Origin of the sequence: Chroococcidiopsis cubana SAG 39.79, assembly GCF_003991895.1 — a bacterium.
Classification (GTDB): domain Bacteria; phylum Cyanobacteriota; class Cyanobacteriia; order Cyanobacteriales; family Chroococcidiopsidaceae; genus Chroococcidiopsis; species Chroococcidiopsis thermalis.
Genome location: NZ_RSCK01000032.1, coordinates 18,238 through 42,824, shown reverse-complemented (window position 1 = coordinate 42,824; position 24,587 = coordinate 18,238). Strand labels below are relative to the sequence as shown.

Below are 24,587 nucleotides of genomic sequence, written 5' to 3'. Positions count from 1 at the left end.
CTGGTTCGATTGAATTGGTAACCACTCAGTTCATTTTGATCCCAACAGAGCAAATTTTAGCGATCGCCCCTACGACTCGCTCTAAATCCTCGTTGGTTAAATTAGAGCCAGAAGGAAGGCACAGACCGCAAGCAAACAGCTCTTCCGCTACCTCACCTCCAACTGTCTCGTATTGGGCAAAAGCAGGTTGGAGGTGAAGTGGTTTCCAAACTGGGCGAGTCTCAATGTGCTGCTGAGCGAGGATTTTACGGACTTGTTCTCTATCTGCACCGAAAATATGAGGATTGATTGTCATGCAGCTCAACCAGCGCGTGGCGCGACCGTAACTCGCTTCTGGCATAAATGATATTCCTGGCAATTCGCCCAAAGCTTGCCGATAAACTTCAAAGTTACGCCTTCTAGCTTGTACCCGTTGCTCCAGGACTTGCAATTGACCTCGACCAATTCCCGCCAATACATTGCTCAGCCGATAGTTGTAACCGATTTCTGAGTGTTGGTAGTGGGGCGCTGGATCGCGTGCTTGAGTGGAGAGAAATCTGGCTTTGATGACAATTTCTGGCTCGTTGGAAACCAACATTCCACCTCCAGATGTCGTAATGATTTTATTACCGTTAAAAGAAAAAATGCCAATTTTACCGAAACTTCCGGGCGATCGCCCCTTGTAAGTTGCTCCTAGAGATTCAGCTGCATCTTCAATCAACGCTACTTCGTAGCGGTTGCAGGCTGCTAAAATCGGGTCAATGTCAGCACTTTGACCGTATAGGTGAACGACAACTACGGCTTTAGGTAATTTACCTAACCGCGCCCGTTTGTCCAAGGCTGCTTGTAACAATTCGGGGTTCATATTCCACGAAGTGCGATCGCTGTCAATGAAGACAGGTTTTGCACCTAAATAGACGATGGGGTTGGCTGAAGCCGCAAAAGTGAGTGTCGAGCAAAATACCTCGTCTCCAGACTCGACTCCAACTAACTGCAAGGCTAAGTGTAAAGCCGCCGTGCCAGATACTACAGCAGCAGCATGATTGACACCAATTACATGACAAAATTCTTGTTCAAAAGCTTCTAAATGGGGACCGACGGGGGCAATCCAATTTGTATCAAAGGCTTCTTTGACATACTCAATCTCTTCCCCGTTCATATGAGGAATAGAAAGCAGGATCGGTTTAATCATTTAATAAAATACATACAAATGATATAAATTTTTCTACTCTATCAGCGTCTAAATAATAAGAATGAGCCTACTTTATCTCGATCGTACTTCTATTTATTCATACCAAAAATCATGGTTTCTTTTTACAGGCTACTTATACAGTTATTAAAAAATAGTATAACCTAAAGTTTATTTTATAGTAATAGACTTGTGGGAGAATGAAAAATTACTGACTAATTGTTCCATAGCTATTGTTCGACAAAATTAGTATGAACTTGTCCATATACCAATTTTTTACTTGGTTTGTTTCCGATTTATCATCGATTTATGCAAAAAATTATACATTTGAATTCACGAAAGTAAAGTAATTAGAAAACCAGTAGCGATCTATCCTTACTGGCTAACCTTACTAGCTAACAGTATTGACTCTTCTCAATGTCAGTTTGACCTTTTGAATCTAAGCGATAAGCTGGAAAAAAGCTCGATTGTAGTAAGTTAGAGACAGGAACGTTTAAAAACTTAGCCCTTAATTCAACCAAGTAGCGGTATTTTTCCTCATTTAGAATCAAACGCTGCGTTAAAAAAGTATGTCTTGCCTTAGCAAAGCCTGCTTTAAAATTATAAACACTATCTTTAGAACCACCCACGCCTCCACCTAAGTGTAAAAATTGGTTATTCCTTGCTTTAGCCCAACAACGAGCGTAATCTGTCTCTAAACTACTAGGAGACAGCATGACGAACTTATCTTTTGTACCGCCTAAAGTACTTTGTACGATCTGACAGCACTCAGTATATAAACCTGCGCAAGCTACTTCATTTTCAAATTCAACTATGCATAAATGCAGGCAGTCTCTCAAAGCGTCATGCATTTCTAAAAAGTAACTCGTATTAAATGAGTAGTAACTCTCTGACGCACTCACACGTCTCATTGTCTCTTGATAAATTTCTGTAAACTCATCTACATACTCCAAAAACGGTACTATTTTGGGAACAAAACCCAGTCTCTTACACTTATTAATTGTACTGCGATGCCCTTTTCTCGTGTGAGTCCACATTTCAGCCTCAGAAATTGTGAGATCGATAGAAACTGTCTCACCATTCTCTGTAAAACTGTGGGATAAAAAGAGCGTTTGAAAATCATGATTCAGGATAGGATGGAGCCGAAAAAAAGCCGAACAAACTTTCTTTGCCGCTAAAACTTGAATGAATTCATCCATAGCTCGATCTGGAAAACCAGAAGTGCTACGAGCTGCATCATTTAATAATATGCCTGGATAACCATAGGGGGAAATAACGTCAAAACCTTCCTCTATAAATGTGCCTACCGCAACAATATCGTCGCACTTACGTAGTAAATAGGGCACGAAAAAGATTCGCTCGCCGTCCTCAATTATCACAGCTTCAGGAATTGTTTGGTTTCTTTGAGATTCTAAAATGATGTACTCAGGTAAATGATAGATATCATGCGCTACTCTTTGCAGAGTTTCTTTCCACAATGAATTGGACGGCGAAATAATTGTAGTTTTCATTCTTTCTATGAATTGTCTGCTCTATTGATTCAGCGATCGGCTTATTCTGCCGACCAGATAGTAGGAAAAACATCTGGGTCGCTATAGTCTGGGTAGCCGTTGGGCAGTCTTCGACAGACTGAGTCAAGGAAGTGATGAATTTGTATTCCGTTGTTCCAAAAAGGTTGATAGCAGTTATCACCGTCCTGTAAATATAAAGCAAATGCTAAGCGTCTTAAGTTACTGTGATTGGAATAGCTACCATGAATTATTCGACAGTGATGAAAACTAATTTGACCTTTTTGAATAATTATCGGAACTTCAATAATGTCTTGTCCCGATTGCACAAATTTTTGCTCTATTTCTTTTAGATCTTGGTGATTGAAGCAGCGTAAGTGGTCGGTATTAGACCATTTATGGCTACCATCAATCACAACTAGAGGCGCTCGATCCGGCTCAACTTCATGAAACGGAATCCAAGCTGAAAGCATTTTATTAGAAGTACAGTTAGAAGAATAAGAATAATCGGTGTGCCAACCAACTACTCCTTCAGAATCACGAGTAGCTGGTGCTTTGTAAACTAAAGTATCTTCAAATAAGCGAATTTGTTTGGTTCTAGCCAGCCGAGCCGCAATCGCACCAATAATTGGGTGCAACATGAGCTGACGCAGTTCTTTCTTGCGACAAGAAACGTGCTGATTGTTGCGTACAGCGTCGCTATCTCCTGGTTTCCAATCGCTATAACCAGTAGTAGCATAAGGAAGCGAGCCATCTCGCTCTCCACGATAGAATTGTTCGCTACCTAAAATTGCTGCATCAATGGCTTCATCGGCAAGAACTTTTTTTGAGATATACCAGCCGTGTTCTTCGTAAAAAGCAATATCGTCTTCTGTAGGCAAGAGTGCTATCTGCTCTGGCGTTAGTAGCGATCGATCTGTTTTCATCTTTAAGATTTTCTCCAAAATTACGTTTAGTAATTTATTTATGAATGTGCTCGATTGCTTCCGAGCTGAGGTTCTCAAAATCGCTATTAAAATTCAATAATATCTCCCCTATCCGAGCAATATCTCTTGCAGTATAACGCTGATCGGTCGGAATAGTTAATATCTTATTTGATAGCTCAATTGCTAATATATCTTGAGATGATATTTCCAATTCAGATTGTTGCCAGTGGATGGCTGGAAAAATATTATGACTAATTAGATACATCCGTAAACTATCTCGAATTTCATAGTTTTTACAAACTAAAATAAAATTAAAAGGAACAAATCCAGACACCCAAGAGGTAAATAAAGGAAACCAATTTGAAGACTCACTTGGAGCGGTCTCATTTAATATTTGCCTAACATTTGCTTCTCGCTGCTGCCTAAACCGAACAATGTTCAAGCAACTCAGAATATTAGCTGTAAATTCACTTGCAGCACAGTTTTCTTCTTCATCTAGCTCAACTTGACTCTCTAAATCTAGGCAGCGATAGATCTTTTTAGAAATATTTGTTCCATCTAAGTAAGCTCTTTTTAGTAACATTGCTGTCAGCCTCTTATAAGCACCAACTGAATTCGCTCTAACTGGTTTTGGTAATTTTAGCTTTTGGGGAGACCAGATAATTGCACCATCGGGAATAGGCAAAGTTTTTCGTAAAGATGCCATAGCGTATTGTGCCGTACTCTGTCGCGCCCAGAGAGAAAATGGATCGTGGCTGTGATCCTCTATTAAAATAATATCTTGATGCTGAGCTGACCAATCCTGCCAAACTTGCCCGTCCCTAACGCCAAAAAAATTAACTGCTAAGACGAAATCGCCTGGTAATGGGTTAAGAGTGCTAAAGTCAGGACTATTGTAAGTTGGCAAGTCTCTATACCAATAAAGCTCGAAAACTAGATTGAGCTTGACTGCAACTTTCATGCAAAAAAAACAAGGTAAATGCAGCCGCAAACGTCTAGTTGGCTCTTGCGGCAAGAACTGAGCAAAAGCTAATAAAATTGCAGTACCAGTAGAAAATAGTTCGGCAGGTTGAGGGATTAGGTTTGGGGATGGCGATTGAGTTAGCATTTCTTGCGACCAATCAAATTCAGAACCTACTTCCCATCTGTTTGACATATTTATCAATCCGAACAAATTTAACTGAATTGCTTAACTTCTACTCCGTTTGACTACCTTGAAATTCCTCTCCTGTAGCGTAGCCTACCTGGCTAATATCTTCTTGCCGTAGCACTTTCCAAACCGTGAGGAAAAGAATTTTTAGATCGAGCCACAAACTCCAATTATCGACATACCAGACATCCAATCTAAATTTTTCTTCCCAATCACCATCCAAGGCACGACGACCGTTAACCTGCGCCCAACCCGTAATTCCTGGTTTGACTTCATGGCGACGGGCTTGTTTTTTGGTGTAGCGGTCTAAATACTGTACGAGTAGGGGGCGAGGTCCAATGAAACTCATGTCGCCTTTGAGAACGTTCCACAGTTGGGGCAGTTCGTCAAGGCTAGTTTGCCGCAGAAATTGACCGAAAGTCGTCAGGCGCTGTTCGTCAGGAAGTAAATTTCCTTGTGTGTCTTGCTCGTCGGTCATGGTACGAAACTTGTAAAAGTTGAAAATATTACCGTCTTTACCTGGACGGGGTTGAGTGAAAATAACTGGAGAACCCATGCGAAAGTGAATGGCGATCGCAACACAAATAACTATAGGAGACAAGACGATCAGCGCGATCGCGGCAACAAAGCGATCGAGCAACAATTTAACTAATCGGCTTAACTGCTTGAGCCTGCGCATAAATAACAGCAGATTTACTTGAGTAGACGAAATAAATAATTAGGTATGATTTCTTCTGTCCGAACTGTAACAGAGTTTTTCTTATATTACAGTTTTTTAAGTAAAAAATAGTACTCTGTTACCTGATGGATTGTGCTATCGCCGTAAATGACGGGACTCAGTATGAACGCGATTTTGGTTACTGGAGCCACTGGCTTTGTTGCTAGCCATTTGCTACCCAGACTGCTGCAAGAGAAATTGCAGATTGTGGCAGCTGTACGAAACGATTCTGCACGACTGCCAGCCAACGTTACAGCCGTAAAAGTTGGTAATATTGACGGCAAGACTGATTGGCATTCGGCTTTAAAGGGTATAGATATAGTCGTTCACCTAGCAGCACGCGCCCATATTCTTCAAGATAAAGCGTCCGATCCAGAAGCAGAGTTTTTGCGTGTCAATACCGAGGGAACGGTCAATCTAGTCAAGCAATCGATCGCCGCAGGGGTGAAGCGGTTCGTATTCGTAAGTTCGATTGGAGCAATGACCTCAAGTAGCGATCGCCCCCTCACGGAAAGTTCGCCCTGTCAACCAGATACGCCCTACGGTCGCAGCAAACTGCAAGCAGAACAAGCCATAGTACAGCTTGCTAGTCAAAGTGCTATGACTTGGACAATTTTACGTCCGCCTCTAGTTTATGGTGCGGGAAATCCTGGTAATATGGAACGGTTAATTAAACTCGTTCAAACAGGTTTACCACTGCCATTTGGTGCAGTTAAAAATCGTCGCAGTTTAATTTATGTGGGAAATTTAGTAGATGCGATCGCCTCTACCCTGAACCATCCCCAAGCAGCAAATCAAACATTTTTAGTCAGCGATGGAGAGGATCTTTCCACACCAGAATTAATTCAAAAAATTGCCGTCAACTTAAAGCACCCATGTAACATGCTGTCAGTTCCTCCAAGTTGGTTGCAACTGGGAGGAAAATTAGGCGATACCGTACAGAATGTTAGTAAAAAACAATTGCCTCTCAACACATCGACTATCGATCGCCTGCTAGGAAGTTTAGCAATTGATAGCAGTTACATTCAGAAGACTCTGAACTGGCAACCCCCCTTTACAGTTGATGCAGGTTTAGCACAAATGCTGCGATCGCCAACTTGACATACAGCAAATATGCTTTAATGGTTCTTCTTTACAGAATATGACTACCATGCCTTCGATCGTGTTGTCGGTCTTCAGCTTTGGAATTAGTTTCCTGACCGTGAATTTGATTAGACAGCGCTTTCGGCAGAGCTTACTAGATATTCCGAACGAGCGCAGTTCTCACACCCAGCCTACTCCCCGGGGTGGCGGCTTAGGATTTATTATTGCCTTCGCCATTACGAGTGTGATTGCTATGGGAAATAACTATGTTCATCTGTTTGCAGACGTACCATTAAATCTTAATTTAGCGATCGTCTGGTTAATACTAATTCCACTAGCTATTGTCGGAATTATTGACGATCGCAGTAACGTTCCCGCAGGCATTCGTTATTTGGTTCAGTTGGCTGCTGCTGGAGTTGCAGTGACTTATTTTGGTGCTTTTCCTCAGCCTTGGCTATCGCAGTTTGGAGTTGTCGGGAGTATCGTAGCAATTGTTCTCACTGCAATTGGTATGACAGCGATCGTCAACTTCTACAACTTTATGGATGGGTTAGATGGAATCGTAGCTGGAACGAGTGCGATTCAATTAGGTTTTTTTGCCTTTTACCTACATCAACCCCTGTTGTGGTTTCTTGTAGCAGCGCTCGTAGGCTTTCTGTGGTGGAACTGGTCGCCAGCCAAGATCTTTATGGGCGATGCAGGTAGTACTGTTTTAGGTGCTACGGTAGCGATCGCTTTACTCAATGCTGGCGATAGCACACTACAGGCTTGGTCAGCCATAGTTGTGACTTTCCCACTAGTAGGAGATGCAATTTATACGATCGTGCGTCGCCTCTTAAAGCGAGAAAATATTTTTCAAGCACATCGCAGTCATCTATATCAAAGACTACAGCAATCTGGTTGGTCGCATGGACGGGTTGCCGCTACGTATATGGGAATAACGCTCGCGATCGCGTTAGTTGTAGGATTTTATGGCTTAAAGGGTGCGATCGTGGGTGCGATCGGTACGGTAGCGGCGGGATTAGGCGGCGAAATTTATATGCGATCGCGCCCGATCAAGCAGGGGTCTTAACTTCGACAATTTTTTGCCCTAATGCTTCAGCATACAGTTGTTCGTACATTTCGATAATTTTTTGCAGCTCGTACTCATTCATCCGTTCTTTACCCCGTTGACCCATAAGCTTGACTTCTTCGGGGCGATCGAGTATGTGAGCCATAGCTTCAGTCAATCCCTTTACATCCCCAACCTTGACCAAAAGACCGCAGCCTTCTGCAAGTAGATCTTGGATACCGCGAATTTTCGTGCCGATCGCCGGAGTTTCCAGACACAGTGACTCCATAATGCTCCTCGGTAGTCCTTCCCGCTCAGAAGCAAGTACTGTGGCTACTGAAGCACGAATCAAAGCAGGAATATCACGACGATAACCCAAAAAGTGTATTTGCTCGGCAATACCCAACTGGAATGCTAGCTGTTGTAATTTTGCCTGTTGCGGTCCGGTTCCAGCCAATGCCAAGTGTACGTCAGACCGTCTTAGCTGTGCCAATGCTTGCAAAATGTCTTGATGTCGCTTACCAGGGTTTAGTTCAGCAATTGATAGAAAAAGTGGTGCATTCGGTGCTAATCCTAACTCCTGGCGTACCATTTGGATTTCAGAATCGCTAACAAATTTGGAACTGTAGCGATCGCAATCTACTCCAATTCCTGGAGTATAGCGGAGTCGCTCGTCAGGAACAATCTGATATCGTTTGGCGGCTGCTTCATCCTCTCGGTTGATAACTATTAAGTAATCTGTCCAGGCTCCAGCCAGCTTCTCTAGGGACAGAAAAGCGGCATTTTTTAACAGCTTCCCACCGCGATAAAAGTGAAAACCATGAGCAGTGTAAATCACCTTCGGCTGACCCCGCTTTCTTAAATTCTTGAGAGCATATCGAGTCACAAAAGCCGCTACTGGAGTATGCACGTGAACTAGATCGTATCCTTCTTGCTCTACCACTTGTCGAATTTGTTGTGGAGCAACCATGAGATTTTGAAGTTGAAGAGGGTTGCGCGACCATTCTACTTCCCAGACGCGATCGAAAGCTTCCAAGCAATTCGTATTAGTTGAGATGCCTTGTGCCATTGCATCCACTCGCCAGCCTTTAGTGCGGAAATAGTGAACATAAGGGAAGAGAAAGGCATCAATCGTAGCTGGTACAGTGGTAACAATTAATAGTTTATTCATACTGAAATTATCTAAAATCTGTTAGTAACTTGAATAGGTTTTGGTTGAGAAAAATCTTTAATATAGACTTTAAGATTGAATTGAGCTACTAAAAATTTGACTGTAATAACTCTTGTAAACCCGTGCGAATACTCGTTTGGGGAGTCCACCCCAAATTTTGCAACGCCGTGTTGTCGGCAAGGCTGTGGCGAATATCTCCAGGGCGAACCTCTTGATGGATTGGTGTCAAGTGTTGTCCGCTCAAATCGTTAATTGCTTGGACAATTTCCAATAAGTTTGTTGCTATCCCTCGTCCTACGTTAAAAGTTCTTCCTGCTGCTTTTGGGTGTTGCATCACTAGCAAGTTGGCACGAACCACATCAGACACATGAACGAAATCTCGGCTTTGAAGTCCATCTCCGTATATTGTTGGAGCATTGCCTTGAAGCATTCTATTACAGAATATAGAGATTGCTCCTGAGTATGGGCTGGATGGGTCTTGACGAGAACCAAAAACATTAAAGTAACGCAAACTGACAAACTCTAGACCAAAATTTCGAGCATAAACATGTCCCATGACTTCTGATGCCAGTTTATCTGCACCATAAGGAGTAATAGGACAAGCTTGCATTGACTCATGTTTTGGTAAAGTTGGTTCGTCACCGTATACCGCAGCACTTCCTGCAAAAATTGCACGATGCACGCCATGTTTGCGAGCTGCTTCTAAAACATTGAGGGTTCCACCATAGTTAACTTTCCCTGTTCCTACTGGATCTTCAACGCTTTTAGGAACGCTCACAACAGCTGCTTCGTGAAATACATACTCACATCCTTCCACAGCTGCATCAACCGCTGAAAAGTCCGTGACATCACCTATGCAAACCTCAACATTGTTTGAGTCAATAGAACTGAGGTTTTCGCGTTTACCAGTTGAAAAATTATCAAGAATCCGAACTTTATAACCTTCTTTAACCAGAGCTTCCACAATGTGGGAGCCTATGAAGCCACAGCCACCAGTCACTAGGATAGTTGTCTTTTCTCTACTCATGCTTATGTCAATTTTAGCAAGATGAATTTCACGGCATACCTGAATTTTTCTTCAACTTTTTACATTCATGCAGCAGTTTTATTTAACCTGGCACTCTGCAAAGACTTGCTGCCATTGAACTAATTCTGATTCGTCTAGTGTTTCTCCAATCCGGTGACGCAGTATCTGAAAATTTAAACTTGTAGTAATAGCAAATGTATCAACTAAAGCTTTAAAACCTTGTTCTACTACTCCAAAAGCGAATAAATATTTTTGCTCGGTAAAAGCTTTTTCAAGTAAAGCAGTTGAGATATTATACCTAGCAGTTAAAATTTTTTTTAATGATAAAGATTCGATACGATATCCTAGTAAGATATTGGGAAGGCAGGCAAAACAACTAATATTATAAGTGCGGAGTAAAAGATCGTAATCTTCCATTCTAATAGCCCGTGTTCTGTACTGGTTTTTACGAAACCATTCAGTTCTACCCATCCATGTTGGATGCGCAAGAGAAAAGCCAGCCCAGGGACGAGAACAGATTTCGACATGAGAAACTTTTGAAACCGACTTTCCTCTAGGATTACCTTCGCCGTCAAATACGAGAATTTGAGTTCCTAAAACATCAACTTTTGGATGCTTTTCTAAGTATTCTACTTGTAATTGCAGGCGCTCGCGATATGAAATATCATCTCCATCCATTCGAGCAAAATACTTGCCTTTACTTAAGCTAATTGCCTGGTTCAGACGACGAGGAAGCTTTAGGTTTAACCCATCTGAAATGACTTTAATTCGCGGATCGCTAAAGCTGTTTGCCACTTCTAAAGTTTTATCTTTAGAACCATCATCGATCAGAATGAGTTCCCAATTCTGGTAGGTTTGATTCACTATCGAATTCACTGCTGATGTCAGTACTTGTTCGCAGTTGAATACAGGCATTCCAATACTTACAAGTGGTTTCATTTGCCGTTACAAATTAAATTTCAACAAAAACTAGAACAAAGCCACAAATTAAATATACATTAATTATTGTATTACGTTTTACTGTCAAATATAACTGGGAATATAAACACAAATGAATTGAAAGCTTGTGAAAAAATCTTGTCTAAAAAGTTATTCAAGTTTGCGTAATGACATATTGCGCTCGTGCTGATTCTCGGATAGATGTATATGCTGTTGTACAAATAAGTAATGAAATCCAAAACTAATTATAGCCATAGTTCCAAACGTGACTAACAACGATACCAAGTCATAACCACAAAGCCAAATAGCTGCAAGCCTGGTTGAAACTACAAGTGAAGGTATACGACCTGAAAGCTTGTCTAACATACCCATGCACATTCCATACACGATCAATCCTGGTACTAACAGCCATAAACCCGTATTTAATAAGATTTCTTCTATTGCACCAACACCAAATCCCCATGTAGTATCCTCAACGGGTGTCCTAGCTAGTTCGCTTGTAAAATACTGTGCTGTAGACCAACCTTTAAACGGTACTATTGAACGAGGTACATAATAAAGCAAAGCGTATACATAGCCAGCTAGAGGATATGGCATGATACTTGTTCCTACTGGTTCTGCCATTTCTAGCGCTGTCTTCAAAATAGGACTTCTAGAGAAATCACCATTAATAGTTTCTCCAACTAAATCTAGTATCGAAGCATCAACATGAGAATACTGCCACTTAAAAATCGGTAAGAGAGCAGAAGCAGCTACTACTGCTACACATACAAAGACTGTAATTCGAGTAAGATTTATCTTTGTACGAAATAGTGTTAGAACCAGCAAAGGAACTAATATAGTATTCCTCTGACCTACTGCAAAAGTGGAAAAAATACTAGTTATAGCTAATCCTAATGAATATAACGATCCAAATTGTGTCTTAGCGTTAGTTAATCTCACATAAAAACCTAAGAAACATGTGGGAAAGTATAACAGGATAATAAAAGGACCTAATGCCTCTCCGATTTGCTGCCTGCTAAACCAAATAGATGGGTTTTGAGCAAATTGACGATATCCAAAAATAGCTAAAGCGATTGAGATCGAGGTTGTGATAAAGTAAAAAAGATTCTGTCTTTCTTTATTCAGGCTTGCATTTGGTTCTTGTATACCGAAATTGGTATATTTATTTGTTAAGGTAGCACCAAGCTCGAACAACCAGGGAGTAAACAATATTAAAGCAAATGCTTGTAATATTATTTTTTCATCTGCATTAAATAAAGGCAGAAAAAAATTGCTTTCATAGGGAAAATTTAATGCTTCTAACCCTAACCCGAGATCGTAGTAGAGAATAACTGAAATTGTAGCAAAATGAATTGTGGATGGCATCTCTTCATGACGCAGCCTCAAGTAAAAAGGACGTGCCGCAAATAGATGCGATATAAATATAGTTATAAAAACTAGCAATTTCATTGTTAAATTTCAAGTCGATCGAGAGCTTCTGTTGAAAAATTGCTTCTTAAGGAAAACCCAAAATATTTTTCAGTCACTGGGTGCAATTCTCATATAGATGAGCTAGTTGTTTGATGGAACTAAATATAGAAAAGTTATTAGCCCATTTTCGAGCATCAGCGGAGAGTTGTTTTCTCAGTTCCTGGTTTTCCAGTATTGATAAGATATTTTTACAAGCAAGTTCATCATTATTAGGAGGAAACATAAAAGGGTGATGGCTAGGCGAACATGCTTCACGAATTGTTGGTAAGTCGGTAGCAACAACAGGTAACCCAGCAGCAGCAGCTTCTATAGCAACAACTCCAAATCCTTCTTCAAGTGACGGCAGAAAGAACAAATCGGCAGTCTTCAAAAGTTCGGAAATATCTTCAACTCCCACCATCATTGCCATATCATTTCGTTCAGCTACTTTTTCCTTGAGTGTATTCAAAAGTTCGCCATGAGAACCCACCATAACAAAATATACGTTAACTCCATTCTTGCTCATTCGATCTGCAATTCTCAAAATTTGAGCATGATTTTTATGAGCAGTAAAACGAGCTACATATATAACTATAGGCTGATCGACTGGGAGATTAAATTTTTGGCGTACAGCTCTTTTGTCTACTTCTCGATCGAATTGGCTCAGCTCGATACCGTTGTACAAAATTTCATTATGCTTACCCGAACAGTTACAAATAGCTTGAAAAGCCTTTAAACTACTTTTTGATGGAGCAATAATGTGAGTTGCATACTTTGATAACAATCTTGTCATAATCTTTTGATAAATTGCACGTAGAAAACGCTTTTCGTGGAGGTCTGTTAGAGGATGCATGTGTGCTATTCTGGTGCAGACTTTTTCCTGATGTGCTAGATACAGTACCAGACCACTAAAAAGATATAGTTGAGCGTGAACTACGTCGTACGGACCATAATCGCGTAAAATCTGCTTGAAATTTCGAGCGTACAACCACGGTTGATTTGAATGCAGGCAGGGAATGATTCGACTACCTAAGGCGCGAATTTCGTTGTCGTAAGCGCACGGCTGAGTTGTGTGAACTAAAAAGTCTATTTGAAAGCGATCGCGATCGATGTGGCGTAGAACGTTGATTAACCATGTTTCAATACCACCGCGATTCATACCTCCAACAACTTGTAGAATGCGAAGCGGACGTTGATTGGATAATGTCATATTTAATTTCTCAAATTACGTTGGTATATTTTAGTTTTCAATTACATTCTTTTTTCAGAGCGTACAGTGCGTGGATATTCACACCTAAACTAGCCACTACTTGAACAATTGCTGCAACAAGTAAGGCAAATGCTGCTCCCAGCAGTCCAAATTTAGGAATTAACCACAAACAGGCTATAGCTGAGATAGTTGTCACGAAAACAAACAAAGGCATCTGAACGCGAAAATATCTGGCAGATGTCATGCCATAGCCAAAAAAAGAAGCTATAAAACTTACACCTGCCGCTACCATTAACCACACAAATAAATCTGCCCGCTCAGCATATTCAGGTTGGTAAAGAACTGCTAGCAGATGTCTTCCAGCCACAAAAGCTACTAAGACACAAACACCGCCTAAAGCAGCGCCAATTCCAGCTAAAGTACACAAAAGGTTGCGAAAAGCAGTGCGATTTCCTGCTGCATAATATTTTGCCAATCGCGGACAAGCAGACTCTCCTAGTGCACTCACTACTATGTTTCCTGCCATCATTAAGTATGCTATGGCAGCGAAAATGCCCAGCTCTCTTTCTCCTAAGTAATTTTCAATAAAATAGCGGGGAATGTTAGTGTTGAGCGAAATCAACATCATAACAAAACCTAGAGGAAGAGACAGCCATACTAATTGCTTTAATGTTTTCAAATCCCAGCGTGGCTGAAGCTGCACTTTTGCCCCGCTCAAGTCTCTACCTTTTGCGTCTTGTTGACTCGATTGGATACCATTTAACAGTGATGCACTACTACGAATATCGTATCCTAATAGTACTATAGCCCAAGCAACAGCTAAGCCTACTGTTCCCCATAAAGCACTTTTTGTGAAATAAACTCCAAAAGATAAGAATAAGAGTGATAAAGGACCTTTAACTAGCATTGAAATGGCAATGCGATCCATTCGTTCGTGTTGCTGAATCAAGCCGTAAAATACATCGCTGATAGCTTCACACGCTTTAGCTAAACCAACTACTAAAATTACCAACGATGTTTCAAAACGATACCCAAGATATAAAAGTGATTCCTATAATAATTAACAGCGCCAGTCCGGTTGCAAGTAATCTTAATCCGAGGTAATCTCCAAAATAATATTGTTGTTTAGCATCTGTTGCCTGAATTGTTCGCAATTGCAAGTTTGTAAACATAATAACAGGCGCAGTTAGAGCAAATCCTAAAGTGAATTGCCCTAATATCTCTGGACTGCCTAGTTTTGCAAGCATGACTAGCATTCCCCATTGGCAAGCTGCATAAACAACGTTGCCAACAAACGTCCAAGAGAAGTTTTGACGCAACGTTGGTATCTTTGGCTGTTGAGCTGCCATAGCAAATGGATTTGTGTAAACTTATATATACTTATGCCTTTAGCACTATACCACCATCCATCTCACTATTTACATTGCTTTTTAAAAACAATGAAACTTAAACTAGGATCTATTTCAATCAATAAATCGACAGAACTCGATTTGATGCGATATTCCATCGATATCCAATCGATAAACTGATAATAAAACCCTTTTCAGGGATCGCGGTTAACGTAGTTTAAACACTTGAGTCCCAGAATATGTTTCTCCTGCTACGTTCGGACTGATGTTAACGCTTCTCAACAGCGAGTTATATCCTGTAGAAGGCTCCCAAACATTTTGATTGGCGAATCTGATCGAGTACTCTGGACGAGAATACAACTTAGGAGCAGGGTCAGGTAAATTTAACAACACCTGATATTCTCCTGAATTTATGTTTGCTGGAATCCCACATACTATATCTATTGTTTTGGTTTCACCAGGCATCCACCGACGTACAGACTCTGCTACGGGAATATAGTATTGTTGTCCTGTTTCCCGATGCCTCAAAATTACTTCTAGACTACGAGGATTATAGGGGCTAGCCCAGCCATCATTGGTAATTCTAAAACTCATTGAAAACGTACCAGCAGGTTTGACTTTGTCCACAATAGCTGAATCTATTAAGCGAAAGCGATAGCCTAAGCGCTGTTGAATTTCGTTCATGCAGCCTTGCTCTCTCCAGCCCTGATAGACTGGTACTGAATAATTTCCATTAGCATTTACTGTCATTCCACTCCAGTGCATTCTGGCAAAGTCAGTTAGCGCTCCTGGACAATCATCCCATTCCGGCGGGTCGCTGGGTCCAGCAGGTTCTCCACCGTGTACTACATATTTAGTATCAAGGTTTAGCCATGCTTTTTCTTGCTCCATTACCTCTAGATTACCGCTATACGTTCCCCAATCACTTTTCGTAGAGCGAAAAGCATCATTATGGTGTCCCGTTCTCGCTCTATTAGAGCCATTGAAAGCTTCTTCAGACGTAAGAGGAAGATCGTTATCAAATATCTGCTTTTTATATCCCAAAGTCCGTACAACCATCATGCGATTTTTTGGTAGGACAGACAATATCTTTAGCGCTACTTTTTTAGCATCATTAGTAATTTTTCCTGTAGTATGATCGGTAAAGTTATGAGTTGAATGATGCCATTCTCCCCAGTAACCAATAAACCCTGCTTCCATGTAAGCAATCACATCAGAGTTTGCTCTTAAAATTGGCTTCAACTGATCGAGATGAGAAAGCATTAGACTCGATGGAGCATCAGGACCACCTCCTAACCAATTGTAGGTAAACCGTACAATCATTTTTATCCCAGCCTTTCTAACTGTTTTTAAATCATTTGATATCATGTCAAGATAAGGCTGCGAAATTGGTTTATCTCGAAAATCTGATAATAAATAGTATCGTCGAATTGTAGATAATTTTTCGCGCCTAACTTGTTGTAGCTCAGAAAGCTGTAGTGGAGGAGCTGGATTATTATCGAGCGGTTCCATCGATTTGTAGAACCCTCTTTCTGGGTTGGAAAAGTTTTCTGAACTACCTTCATAAGTGGTAGTAACTCTAGAAACTGGAGCCGCAGTACAGGAACCTGCGATCGCCATAGTTGCTAGTAGAGCCGTAGACAGTTTCAAGTTTTTTACTACGTGCTGAATTCTCATAACATACCTCTGGAAAGTCATATTTTTTCTGACAGTTACTTATCTAACTTGTTGTTATCAAAATAACCGTAGTAAAGGCTGTACAAAGTCATTAATAGGGGTACTCTGTACGCTTCAAGTTTTATTTACATAGATCGATTACAAATTAAACTTAACTTTATATTGGATCGGTAACCAATAGAAATTACACTGATTTATTAGATAGCGAAATTATACGGAAAGAGCAAATTTATTAAATTATCTATATACCAAAGCCAGAATCTACCTAGAATGACTAACTTGCATTCTTTACTAGCACCTAAATTTGCTGAAAATTAGCAATTTATTGGTTTTTGTTAGGAAATACTAGTAAGTTTGAAGGTTTGGTATGCCATTCACATCAAATTGAAATAATAGAGGAAACTACATATTTTTCTATGTGAGGCTGTTTGACGGCTCAACCTACGTCCGGCTGCGGTCGGTAGAAACCCGTAATCTTCGGTATTGCAAACGCTGGTTACGGATAATCGAGCGATCGCCAGTCATGATGGTGGCTACTTATGTTAATATGAAGAGTTATAAGCGTATATAAGCCTCTAAACCGTAGCTATCGTAAACATAAATGTGGAGAACTGCGGAAATCAGAGGAAGAAAAAAATGTTTATTGTTAGTTGTGCTGCTGCTTGTATTGCCCATACTGCGTTAGCTAGTCGTGAAACCGCAAAAAAGGTAACGCATGTCAAAAAATGCACTTGGCAGCAAAATAGCGAGAGCTTGAAGGAAAAGCGCGATCGCACTCACAAACCCTAAGATCGAGCTAGGTTTCTTATTGTCCAAACTCTAACCTGGCTTGTTCGACAATCTCTGCTGTAACAATATCTTGACCCCGCGATCGCGTCAACTGTTCTATGCGCGAGATCGCCTGAGAACGAACAAAAAAGGGAATCTTTTTTAACTTAATTTGGGCTTCATTCGTCCATTGTAGGCGATCGGTTAAGTTTGAATCTGACATGGTCGTCACCATCAACTGAGATTGGAGTGAGCAAGAAGCAATAACTGCGATCGCACCTCGCTAGCGTAGCTTTTTTTGCACCATATAAAAGATTCTGTCATAAAACTCGTGCCATGCGAAAGGCTCCCGCTCTAACGCAGGAGCCTTATCAATTTAGGGTGGAGCTTAACTCCAACCCCAAGTATTGTTTTAGTCTAATTCGCCCATAGCCATTACTGGTTCAGATTCGCGGTTAATACCTTTCTCAAAACCAGCAGCCGCAGCGCGAGCGCGACCGGCGTGCCATAAGTGACCGACTAGGAAGAAAAAGCCTAGTACAAAGTGAGAAGTAGCTAGCCAAGCGCGAGGAGATACATAGTTAAAGGAGTTAATCTCCGTAGCCACACCACCCACAGAGTTTAAAGAACCCAGAGGTGCGTGAGTCATGTACTCAGAAGCGCGACGTGCTTGCCAAGGCTGAATGTCGTTCTTGATCTTTTCTAAGTCAAGACCGTTGGGACCACGTAGTGGCTCCAACCAAGGACCCTTGAAATCCCAGAAACGCATTGTCTCACCACCAAAGATGATTTCCCCTGTAGGAGAGCGCATCAAGTATTTACCCAGACCTGTAGGACCTTGAGCAGAACCGACGTTAGCACCCAAGCGTTGGTCGCGGATCAAGAAAGTCAAAGCTTGAGCTTGAGAAGCTTCTGGACCAGTAGGACCGTAGAATTCGCTGGGATAAACGGTGTTGTTGTACCAAACCATACAGGAGGCGATAAAGCCCATCAGGGATAAAGCACCCAAACTGTAGGATAGGTATGCTTCACCAGACCAGATGAAAGCACGACGCGCCCAAGCAAAAGGCTTGGTGACAATGTGCCAAATCCCGCCAGCGATACAAGTCAAACCAACCCAGATGTGACCGCCGACAACATCTTCTAAGTTGTTGACGCTGACAATCCAGCCTTCGCCGCCAAAAGGAGACTTCAGTAAATAACCAAAGATAACTGCGGGGTTGAGGGTGGGGTTAGAGATGACGCGAACGTCTCCACCACCAGGAGCCCAGGTGTCGTACAAACCGCCAAAGAACATGGCTTTCAGTACCAGCAACAAGGCTCCACATCCCAAAATAATCAGGTGGAAACCAATGATGCTGGTCATTTTGTTCTTATCTTTCCAGTCGTAACCAAAGAAAGAGGAGTACTCTTCTAAAGTTTCTGGACCGCGAATCGCGTGGTAAATTCCACCAAATCCCAACACGGCGGAAGAGATCAGGTGTAATACGCCAACGACGAAGTAAGGGAAAGTATCGATGACTTCTCCACCAGGACCTACACCCCAACCGAGAGATGCCAGGTGAGGCAGCAAGATCAAACCTTGCTCGTACATTGGTTTTTCTGGGATGAAGTGAGCGACTTCAAATAAAGTCATTGCTCCTGCCCAGAAAACAATCAAACCTGAGTGGGCAACGTGAGCGCCCAAAAGTTTACCAGATAAGTTGATCAATCGGGCATTACCAGCCCACCAAGCAAATCCTGAAGATTCTTGGTCGCGACCGCCACCTAAGGTCAAGCCGCGATTAAACGATGAATTATAGGGCGTTTCCACGGGGTAGAACCTCCTCAGGGAACTCGAAGTTTTCGTGGGGTTGGTCTTGAGGAGCCATCCAAGCACGGATGCCCTCGTTGAGCAGAATGTTCTTGGTGTAGAAAGTCTCGAACTCGGGGTCTTCTGCTGCCCGCAGCTCTTGAGAGACGAAGTCATATGCCCGCAGGTTCACTGCCAAGCCGACGACTCCCACTGCACTCATCCACAGTCCAGTTACAGGCACGAACAACATGAAAAAGTGCAACCAGCGCTTGTTGGAAAAGGCAATCCCGAAAATCTGCGACCAGAAACGGTTTGCCGTCACCATCGAATAGGTCTCTTCCGATTGAGTCGGGTTGAAGGCGGGGAAGGTGTTGGAGCTATCGCCGTCTTCAAACAGGGTGTTTTCCACCGTCGCCCCGTGAATCGCGCACAACAGCGCTCCACCTAGTACTCCCGCTACTCCCATCATGTGGAACGGGTTGAGCGTCCAGTTATGGAACCCTTGGAAGAACAGCAAGAAGCGGAAAATTGCCGCGACTCCAAATGAAGGTGCAAAAAACCAGCCGGACTGTCCTAAGGGGTAGAGCAAGAAGACGCTGACAAACACCGCAATTGGTCCAGTGAATGCTAATGCGTTGTATGGTCTGATGCCGACCAAGCGGGCAATTTCTAGCTGCCGCAGGCAGAATCCAATCAGCGCAAATGCTCCGTGTAAGGCGACAAATGCCCACAAGCCCCCGAGCTGACACCAGCGCGTGAAGTCCCAGTTCGCTTCTGGTCCCCACAAGAACAGCAATGAGTGTCCCATGCTATTGGCTGGGGTCGATACGGCTACGGTTAAGAAGTTGGCTCCTTCCAGGTAGCTGCTAGCAATCCCGTGGGTGTACCACGAGGTGACGAATGTGGTTCCGGTCAGCCATCCACCTAGTGCTAGGTAGGCGCAGGGGAATAATAATAGCCCCGACCAGCCGACGAATACAAATCTATCGCGCTTGAGCCAGTCGTCGAGAACGTCAAACCATCCTCTTTGACTCGGTGCGCGTCCTACTGCAATTGTCATTTAAAATCCTCTGGGTTTACTAAAAATTGCAACGCTTTTTGAGGAATTAACTTTTTGTTGACTAGGAGATGGTTTAGATCCAACTCCGCAGGCAAGAAAATCGTTGTAGTAACTAACGCCTTTCTCACTAGAATGCCATGTCAGTGTTGCCGCGAAAAGCAGCAACTTGACAGCACGGCTGATTAATGTTTCTTAATCGATCGCAGTGACCGCACCTCAAGCCCAATCCACAAAAGCGGATTGAGTGTTTAGTGTTAGATTATAGTCTAATCAAATATGAGAATTTTTACAATTTGACACAAGTTTTTGCAGTTCTCTCAGATTGTTCGCAGTTGAACCAGGCAACTTACTGTGTGAATAATAAGAGTGGAAAACCGCCTTCAGTAGTTTAACTGAGCAGGGTAGTGACATGACGGCATCAACAACCACCAATTCCGGCGATTCGGAAGCTAAAGCAAATAAAAATAGTACCTCCAGCTGCTTGAATCAAAAAGTTTTAGGTTCGCGACGATTCAGCAATTACTGGTGGGCTACAGTCGTTTCCATCGGTGGGATAGGCTTTTTCTTGGCTGGACTTTCTAGTTACTTGCAAATTAATTTAATTCCATTTGCCGAGCCGACCCAGCTCGTTTTCATTCCCCAAGGGATAGCGATTGGATTTTATGGAGTGGCAGGTCTGCTGCTAGCGCTGTATCTGTGGGGCATGATTTTGCTGGACGTAGGCGGCGGCTACAATGAGTTTGACAAGGAGAAGGGTGAATTTCACATTTTTCGGTGGGGATTTCCTGGGAAAAACCGCCGCATTGAAATTAAAGCCCCCATACAAGATATTCAAGCTGTGCGTTTAGAGATTAAAGAAGGCTTGAATCCCCGTCGAGAACTTTATCTACGAGTCAAAGGAAGACGAAATATTCCCTTGACGCGAGTAGGTCAACCCTTATCTATTACAAAGCTAGAGAACGATGGGGCAGAATTGGCTCGATTTTTAGCTGTGCCGCTAGAAGGACTGTAATTTCATCAAGTAATTTAATTAAAAATTCAGAATTTGCCTGGGGAAACCGGAGGTACCCTGGTAAAGCGTTCGGAAGGAAGATTTAGCCTTTTGAATTTTTTTACCTATAGCGATCGCAGAGGCAAATGCAGTTAAAAGTTCAGCAGTGGTTGGTTTTAGTTTTCATTATTGGTGGGTTATGTTTGGCAGGATGTACGCCTAACCGAGTGGCGAATTCTGCTTCCCCCGATAATACGGCAGCTGAAACCACACCTGTACCTGCAATTCAAACAAGTAGCGTTCAAATGAAGAATTTACCAACTCTAGAAGGAACGGCGACAGTTGTGATGACGGTGAAGGGGCAACCAATTACTATCGAGGTAGATGGTAAGAATGCCCCTCTAACGGCAGGAAATTTTGTCGATCTAGTACAGCGGGGTGTCTATGATGGACTCGTATTCCATCGAGTCATCGGTCCCCAGAGCAGACCACCAGAACAACCTTTTGTAGTCCAAGGAGGAGACCCGCAAAGCAAAAACCCCAATTTTTCACCTCAGCGTCTAGGAACTGGCGGTTTTATCGATCCAAATACAGGAACAGAACGTCAGATTCCTTTAGAAATTAAGCCCACAGGGGCAACAGATCCGATCTACAGTCGGACGCTGAAAAGTGCGGGAGTCAGAAAACAACCAGTTTTACAGCATCTTAGAGGGGCTGTCGCTATGGCGCGATCGCAACAGCCAGATTCCGCCTCTTCTCAGTTCTATTTCGCCCTTGCCGATTTGAGTTTTCTCGATGGGGATTACGCCGTCTTTGGTAAAGTGACTAGCGGTATGGACGTGGTAGACAAAATTCAACAAGGCGATCGCATTGACTCTGCTAAGGTGACTGAAGGCAGTGACAAGCTGAAAAACGGTGGCAAATAATTAATCTCTGGGCGCACGCCGTGCGCCTACTCTTAACCCTCACCCCAAAGCGTGGAAGTTGTTGTCACAGGTATTAGTCTCATTTCCAGCTTGGGAAAAAGCTTAGAAACTAGCTGGGAAAACTTAATATTCGATCGCAGCGGCATTAGATTGCAGCAACCTTTCCCAGAACTAGAGGCTAGACCTTTAGCACTGGTTGACGAACAACCAACTAATGCGATCGAGTTAACTCGGTTAGCAGTAGCAGCCGCTTTAAAAGATTCAGGCTTAGAATCACCTTTACCAGACTGCGGGGTAGTCATCGGTTCTAGCCGCAGCCAGCAGGCAGTTTGGGAAGAACTGATAAAGTCAAAAGTTGAAAGTCAAAAGTCAAAAGTTGTTTCGACTCCCGACTCCTGTACGGGCAGGTTTCTAAACCCGCCCCTACCGACTCCCGAATTCTTAGAAATCTTACCAAACGCAATCGCCTCAATAGCAGCAAGACAAATTGGGGCAACAGGTGTAGTATTGTCCCCAATGGCAGCATGTGCTACGGGGATTTGGGCGATCGCTCAAGGGAGTTTATTAATCAAAACTGGGCAATGTCACCGGGTAATCGTTGGCGCAGTGGAAGCGCCGATTACCCCCTTAACTTTGGCTGGATTTGGGCAGATGGGCGCGTTGGCAACTACTGGCGCTTATCCATTCGATCGCTATAGAGAAGGATTGGTGTTGGGGGAAGGTGCATCTGTATTAGTACTGGAATCAGCACGAGCAGCCCAGCAGCGTTCGGCAAAAGTTTACGGTCGCGTTCTAGGTTTTAGCTTGACAAACGATGCTTTTCATGCAGCTCAGCCAGAGTCAACGGGGAAAAGCGCGATCGTGGCAATTAAGCAATGCTTGGAGCGCGGTAATCTTACACCACAAGACATTGATTACATTCACGCACACGGTACGGCGACCCAGCTCAACGACAAGCGCGAAGCACAAATAATTCAGTATTTATTTCCTCATGGAGTTCCCGTAAGTTCCACAAAAGGAGCCACGGGGCATACTTTGGGAGCTTCTGGGGCGATTGGTACGGCATTCTGTCTGATGGCATTACGTCATCAAATATTACCGCCATGTACGGGACTGCGATCGCCCCAATTCGATCTCGATCTAATCGTCACGTCGCGAAAAGCAGCACTCAGGCACGTACTCTGTTTGAGTTTTGGCTTTGGCGGACAGAATGCTGTTTTAGTCTTGGGCAAATAGGAGCAAATAGGTTCGCCGCGAACGACATTTTTCTGTCACATTCATATATCACTCTAGAGATAAAAAACTATTACAGCCAAATTATGAAAGCAAAGATTGACGGTTGGATGAAAGGAGTAGGGAGTGCGATCGCCCTATTAGCCATTGCGAGTTGTTCTCTGACACAACAGCCTAACGCCTCTACGACTGCACAAACGACATCGCCCAATTTATCATCGAGCAATCTTAACGTATCTGACAGTGGGAATGTTGCTGTTGCTCAGGGCATTCAAAAAACAACTGTAGCAGAAGGCTTAGACCATCCGTGGAGCCTTGCATGGCTACCAGATGGAGCGATGTTAATCACCGAGCGATCGGGACAATTGCGAATTATGCGGGACGGGAAGCTCGATCCCACACCGATTGCAGGAGTTCCCGAAGTCCTTACGGGCGGACAAGCTGGTTTGATGGAGATCTCAGTTCATCCGCGCTTTGCTGAAAATCGCTTAGTCTATCTAACATATTCCCACGGCACAGAGCAGGCAAACCGCACCCGCCTCGCCCGCGCTACATTTGACGGGAAAAGCTTGAGCAATCTGCAAATTATTTTTGAGGTTTCCCCAACTAAGTCTGGTCTGCAACACTTCGGTTCGCGGATCGTCTGGCTGCCTGACAGTACTATGCTATTGGCGATCGGTGATGGTGGCAACCCACCGATTCAACTCAATGGCGAGTTAATCCGCCAACAAGCGCAAAACCGCCGCAGTCGTCTAGGTAAAATTGTGCGGCTCAACGATGACGGTTCGATCCCACAAGATAACCCCTTTGTGAAATCTACTGATACTGAGCCTGCGATCTGGAGCTACGGACATCGCAACATTCAAGGCTTAACCTTCGATCCAGCAAATAACCGTGTATGGTCAACAGAACACGGTTCGCAGGGTGGTGATGAAGCCAATCTCGTGCAAGCAGGCGGAAATCATGGTTGGCCGATCGTCACGTATAGCCGCGAATATAGCGGAGAAGAAATTACTAAAGAGCGATCGCGCCCTGGTATGGTAGACCCCAAACTGGTATGGACACCATCGATCGCACCTTCGGGTCTAGCATTCTACAGTGGGGGCAAATTTCCGCAATGGCAAGGCGATTTATTCGCAGGTGGACTCGTCTCTCAGGACGTGCGGCACATTGACTTAGATGCTCAGGGTAATGTGGTCAACCAGCAGGCGATCGAGATCGGTCAGCGCGTGCGCGACGTGCGCCAAAGTCCCGACGGATTGCTGTATGTCTTGACGGACGATAACAACGGGCAGTTGATTCGTCTCGAACCTACTGGAGGATAGGCAAGCTAAAAATATAGTGTTTCTCATGTAGGTGTAATACATGCGTAGGGGCGCACAGTT

Annotated in this window: 21 protein-coding genes and 1 pseudogene; 7 read left to right on the top strand and 15 right to left on the bottom strand. The window is 43.1% G+C overall.

Going from position 1 to position 24,587, the window contains the following annotated elements; all coding sequences use genetic code 11:
• Positions 1-25: 25 nt before the first annotated feature.
• The 5 genes from DSM107010_RS18860 to DSM107010_RS18840 form a co-directional block, all read right to left on the bottom strand.
• Positions 26-1,171 carry a DegT/DnrJ/EryC1/StrS family aminotransferase gene (locus tag DSM107010_RS18860; protein WP_106168453.1) on the bottom strand — a complete coding sequence of 382 codons (1,146 nt, stop codon included), beginning with the start codon at positions 1,169-1,171 and terminating at the stop codon, positions 26-28.
• 392 nt (positions 1,172-1,563) lie between these two features.
• Positions 1,564-2,679, bottom strand: a complete 1,116-nt coding sequence (locus tag DSM107010_RS18855) for a FemAB family protein (RefSeq protein WP_106168452.1) — start codon at positions 2,677-2,679, stop codon at positions 1,564-1,566.
• Positions 2,680-2,720: 41 nt separating this feature from the next.
• Positions 2,721-3,602, bottom strand: a complete 882-nt coding sequence (locus DSM107010_RS18850) for a phytanoyl-CoA dioxygenase family protein (protein WP_106168451.1) — start codon at positions 3,600-3,602, stop codon at positions 2,721-2,723.
• A gap of 34 nt (positions 3,603-3,636) precedes the next feature.
• Positions 3,637-4,758: a hypothetical protein gene (locus DSM107010_RS18845; RefSeq protein WP_106168450.1), complete on the bottom strand. Its 1,122-nt coding sequence runs from the start codon at positions 4,756-4,758 to the stop codon at positions 3,637-3,639.
• 40 nt (positions 4,759-4,798) lie between these two features.
• The gene (locus tag DSM107010_RS18840) at positions 4,799-5,431 is read right to left on the bottom strand and encodes a sugar transferase (protein ID WP_127023618.1); all 633 of its coding nucleotides are present in this window, start codon (positions 5,429-5,431) and stop codon (positions 4,799-4,801) included.
• Between the two features lie 162 nt (positions 5,432-5,593).
• On the opposite strand from DSM107010_RS18840, the gene DSM107010_RS18835 reads away from it, so the two are divergent.
• Positions 5,594-6,571 carry an NAD-dependent epimerase/dehydratase family protein gene (locus tag DSM107010_RS18835; protein WP_106169737.1) on the top strand — a complete coding sequence of 326 codons (978 nt, stop codon included), beginning with the start codon at positions 5,594-5,596 and terminating at the stop codon, positions 6,569-6,571.
• A gap of 40 nt (positions 6,572-6,611) precedes the next feature.
• Complete coding sequence (locus DSM107010_RS18830; RefSeq protein WP_106169734.1) at positions 6,612-7,625, top strand: MraY family glycosyltransferase; 1,014 nt, start codon at positions 6,612-6,614, stop codon at positions 7,623-7,625.
• Here the strand turns inward: DSM107010_RS18830 and DSM107010_RS18825 are convergent.
• From DSM107010_RS18825 to DSM107010_RS18795, 7 genes and pseudogenes are all read right to left on the bottom strand, one after another.
• Positions 7,609-8,775 (bottom strand): glycosyltransferase family 4 protein, encoded by a 1,167-nt coding sequence (locus DSM107010_RS18825; protein WP_015153277.1) that lies wholly within the window; start codon positions 8,773-8,775, stop codon positions 7,609-7,611. The genes DSM107010_RS18830 and DSM107010_RS18825 overlap by 17 nt on opposite strands.
• Before the next feature lie 88 nt (positions 8,776-8,863).
• Positions 8,864-9,802 carry an SDR family NAD(P)-dependent oxidoreductase gene (locus tag DSM107010_RS18820; RefSeq protein ID WP_106169732.1) on the bottom strand — a complete coding sequence of 313 codons (939 nt, stop codon included), beginning with the start codon at positions 9,800-9,802 and terminating at the stop codon, positions 8,864-8,866.
• A 78-nt stretch (positions 9,803-9,880) separates the two neighbouring features.
• Positions 9,881-10,741, bottom strand: a complete 861-nt coding sequence (locus DSM107010_RS18815) for a glycosyltransferase family 2 protein (protein ID WP_015153279.1) — start codon at positions 10,739-10,741, stop codon at positions 9,881-9,883.
• A 150-nt stretch (positions 10,742-10,891) separates the two neighbouring features.
• A complete protein-coding gene (locus DSM107010_RS18810; RefSeq protein WP_106171515.1) occupies positions 10,892-12,193 on the bottom strand; it encodes a hypothetical protein in 1,302 nt (433 codons plus the stop codon).
• 73 nt (positions 12,194-12,266) lie between these two features.
• Positions 12,267-13,403 (bottom strand): glycosyltransferase, encoded by a 1,137-nt coding sequence (locus DSM107010_RS18805; protein ID WP_127023615.1) that lies wholly within the window; start codon positions 13,401-13,403, stop codon positions 12,267-12,269.
• Positions 13,404-13,440: 37 nt separating this feature from the next.
• A pseudogene (locus tag DSM107010_RS18800) lies at positions 13,441-14,752 on the bottom strand (oligosaccharide flippase family protein).
• A gap of 207 nt (positions 14,753-14,959) precedes the next feature.
• Positions 14,960-16,429, bottom strand: coding sequence for a DUF4832 domain-containing protein (locus tag DSM107010_RS18795; RefSeq protein WP_106168963.1), 1,470 nt, complete (start codon positions 16,427-16,429; stop codon positions 14,960-14,962).
• A gap of 636 nt (positions 16,430-17,065) precedes the next feature.
• On the opposite strand from DSM107010_RS18795, the gene DSM107010_RS38555 reads away from it, so the two are divergent.
• A complete protein-coding gene (locus DSM107010_RS38555) occupies positions 17,066-17,218 on the top strand; it encodes a hypothetical protein (RefSeq protein WP_158631816.1) in 153 nt (50 codons plus the stop codon).
• Positions 17,219-17,234: 16 nt separating this feature from the next.
• On the opposite strand, the gene DSM107010_RS18790 is transcribed toward DSM107010_RS38555, so the two are convergent.
• From DSM107010_RS18790 to psbD, 3 genes are all read right to left on the bottom strand, one after another.
• On the bottom strand, positions 17,235-17,420 hold the full coding sequence (locus DSM107010_RS18790; RefSeq protein WP_041462375.1) for a PCP reductase family protein: 186 nt from the start codon (positions 17,418-17,420) through the stop codon (positions 17,235-17,237).
• Positions 17,421-17,609: 189 nt separating this feature from the next.
• Positions 17,610-19,010 carry a photosystem II reaction center protein CP43 gene (gene psbC, locus DSM107010_RS18785; RefSeq protein ID WP_015153287.1) on the bottom strand — a complete coding sequence of 467 codons (1,401 nt, stop codon included), beginning with the start codon at positions 19,008-19,010 and terminating at the stop codon, positions 17,610-17,612.
• Complete coding sequence (gene psbD / locus DSM107010_RS18780; RefSeq protein ID WP_015153746.1) at positions 18,994-20,052, bottom strand: photosystem II D2 protein (photosystem q(a) protein); 1,059 nt, start codon at positions 20,050-20,052, stop codon at positions 18,994-18,996. The genes psbC and psbD overlap by 17 nt, the downstream gene beginning before the upstream one ends.
• Before the next feature lie 409 nt (positions 20,053-20,461).
• Here psbD and DSM107010_RS18775 point away from each other — a divergent pair, with 409 nt between their 5' ends.
• The 4 genes from DSM107010_RS18775 to DSM107010_RS18760 all read left to right on the top strand — a co-directional run bounded on the left by DSM107010_RS18775 (position 20,462) and on the right by DSM107010_RS18760 (position 24,527).
• On the top strand, positions 20,462-21,064 hold the full coding sequence (locus DSM107010_RS18775) for a photosystem I assembly protein Ycf4 (RefSeq protein WP_015153288.1): 603 nt from the start codon (positions 20,462-20,464) through the stop codon (positions 21,062-21,064).
• A gap of 125 nt (positions 21,065-21,189) precedes the next feature.
• Positions 21,190-21,969, top strand: a complete 780-nt coding sequence (locus tag DSM107010_RS18770; RefSeq protein ID WP_106168580.1) for a peptidylprolyl isomerase — start codon at positions 21,190-21,192, stop codon at positions 21,967-21,969.
• A 51-nt stretch (positions 21,970-22,020) separates the two neighbouring features.
• Positions 22,021-23,205, top strand: a complete 1,185-nt coding sequence (locus DSM107010_RS18765) for a beta-ketoacyl-ACP synthase (protein ID WP_106168579.1) — start codon at positions 22,021-22,023, stop codon at positions 23,203-23,205.
• An 83-nt stretch (positions 23,206-23,288) separates the two neighbouring features.
• Positions 23,289-24,527, top strand: a complete 1,239-nt coding sequence (locus DSM107010_RS18760; RefSeq protein ID WP_015153291.1) for a PQQ-dependent sugar dehydrogenase — start codon at positions 23,289-23,291, stop codon at positions 24,525-24,527.
• Positions 24,528-24,587 lie beyond the last annotated feature (60 nt).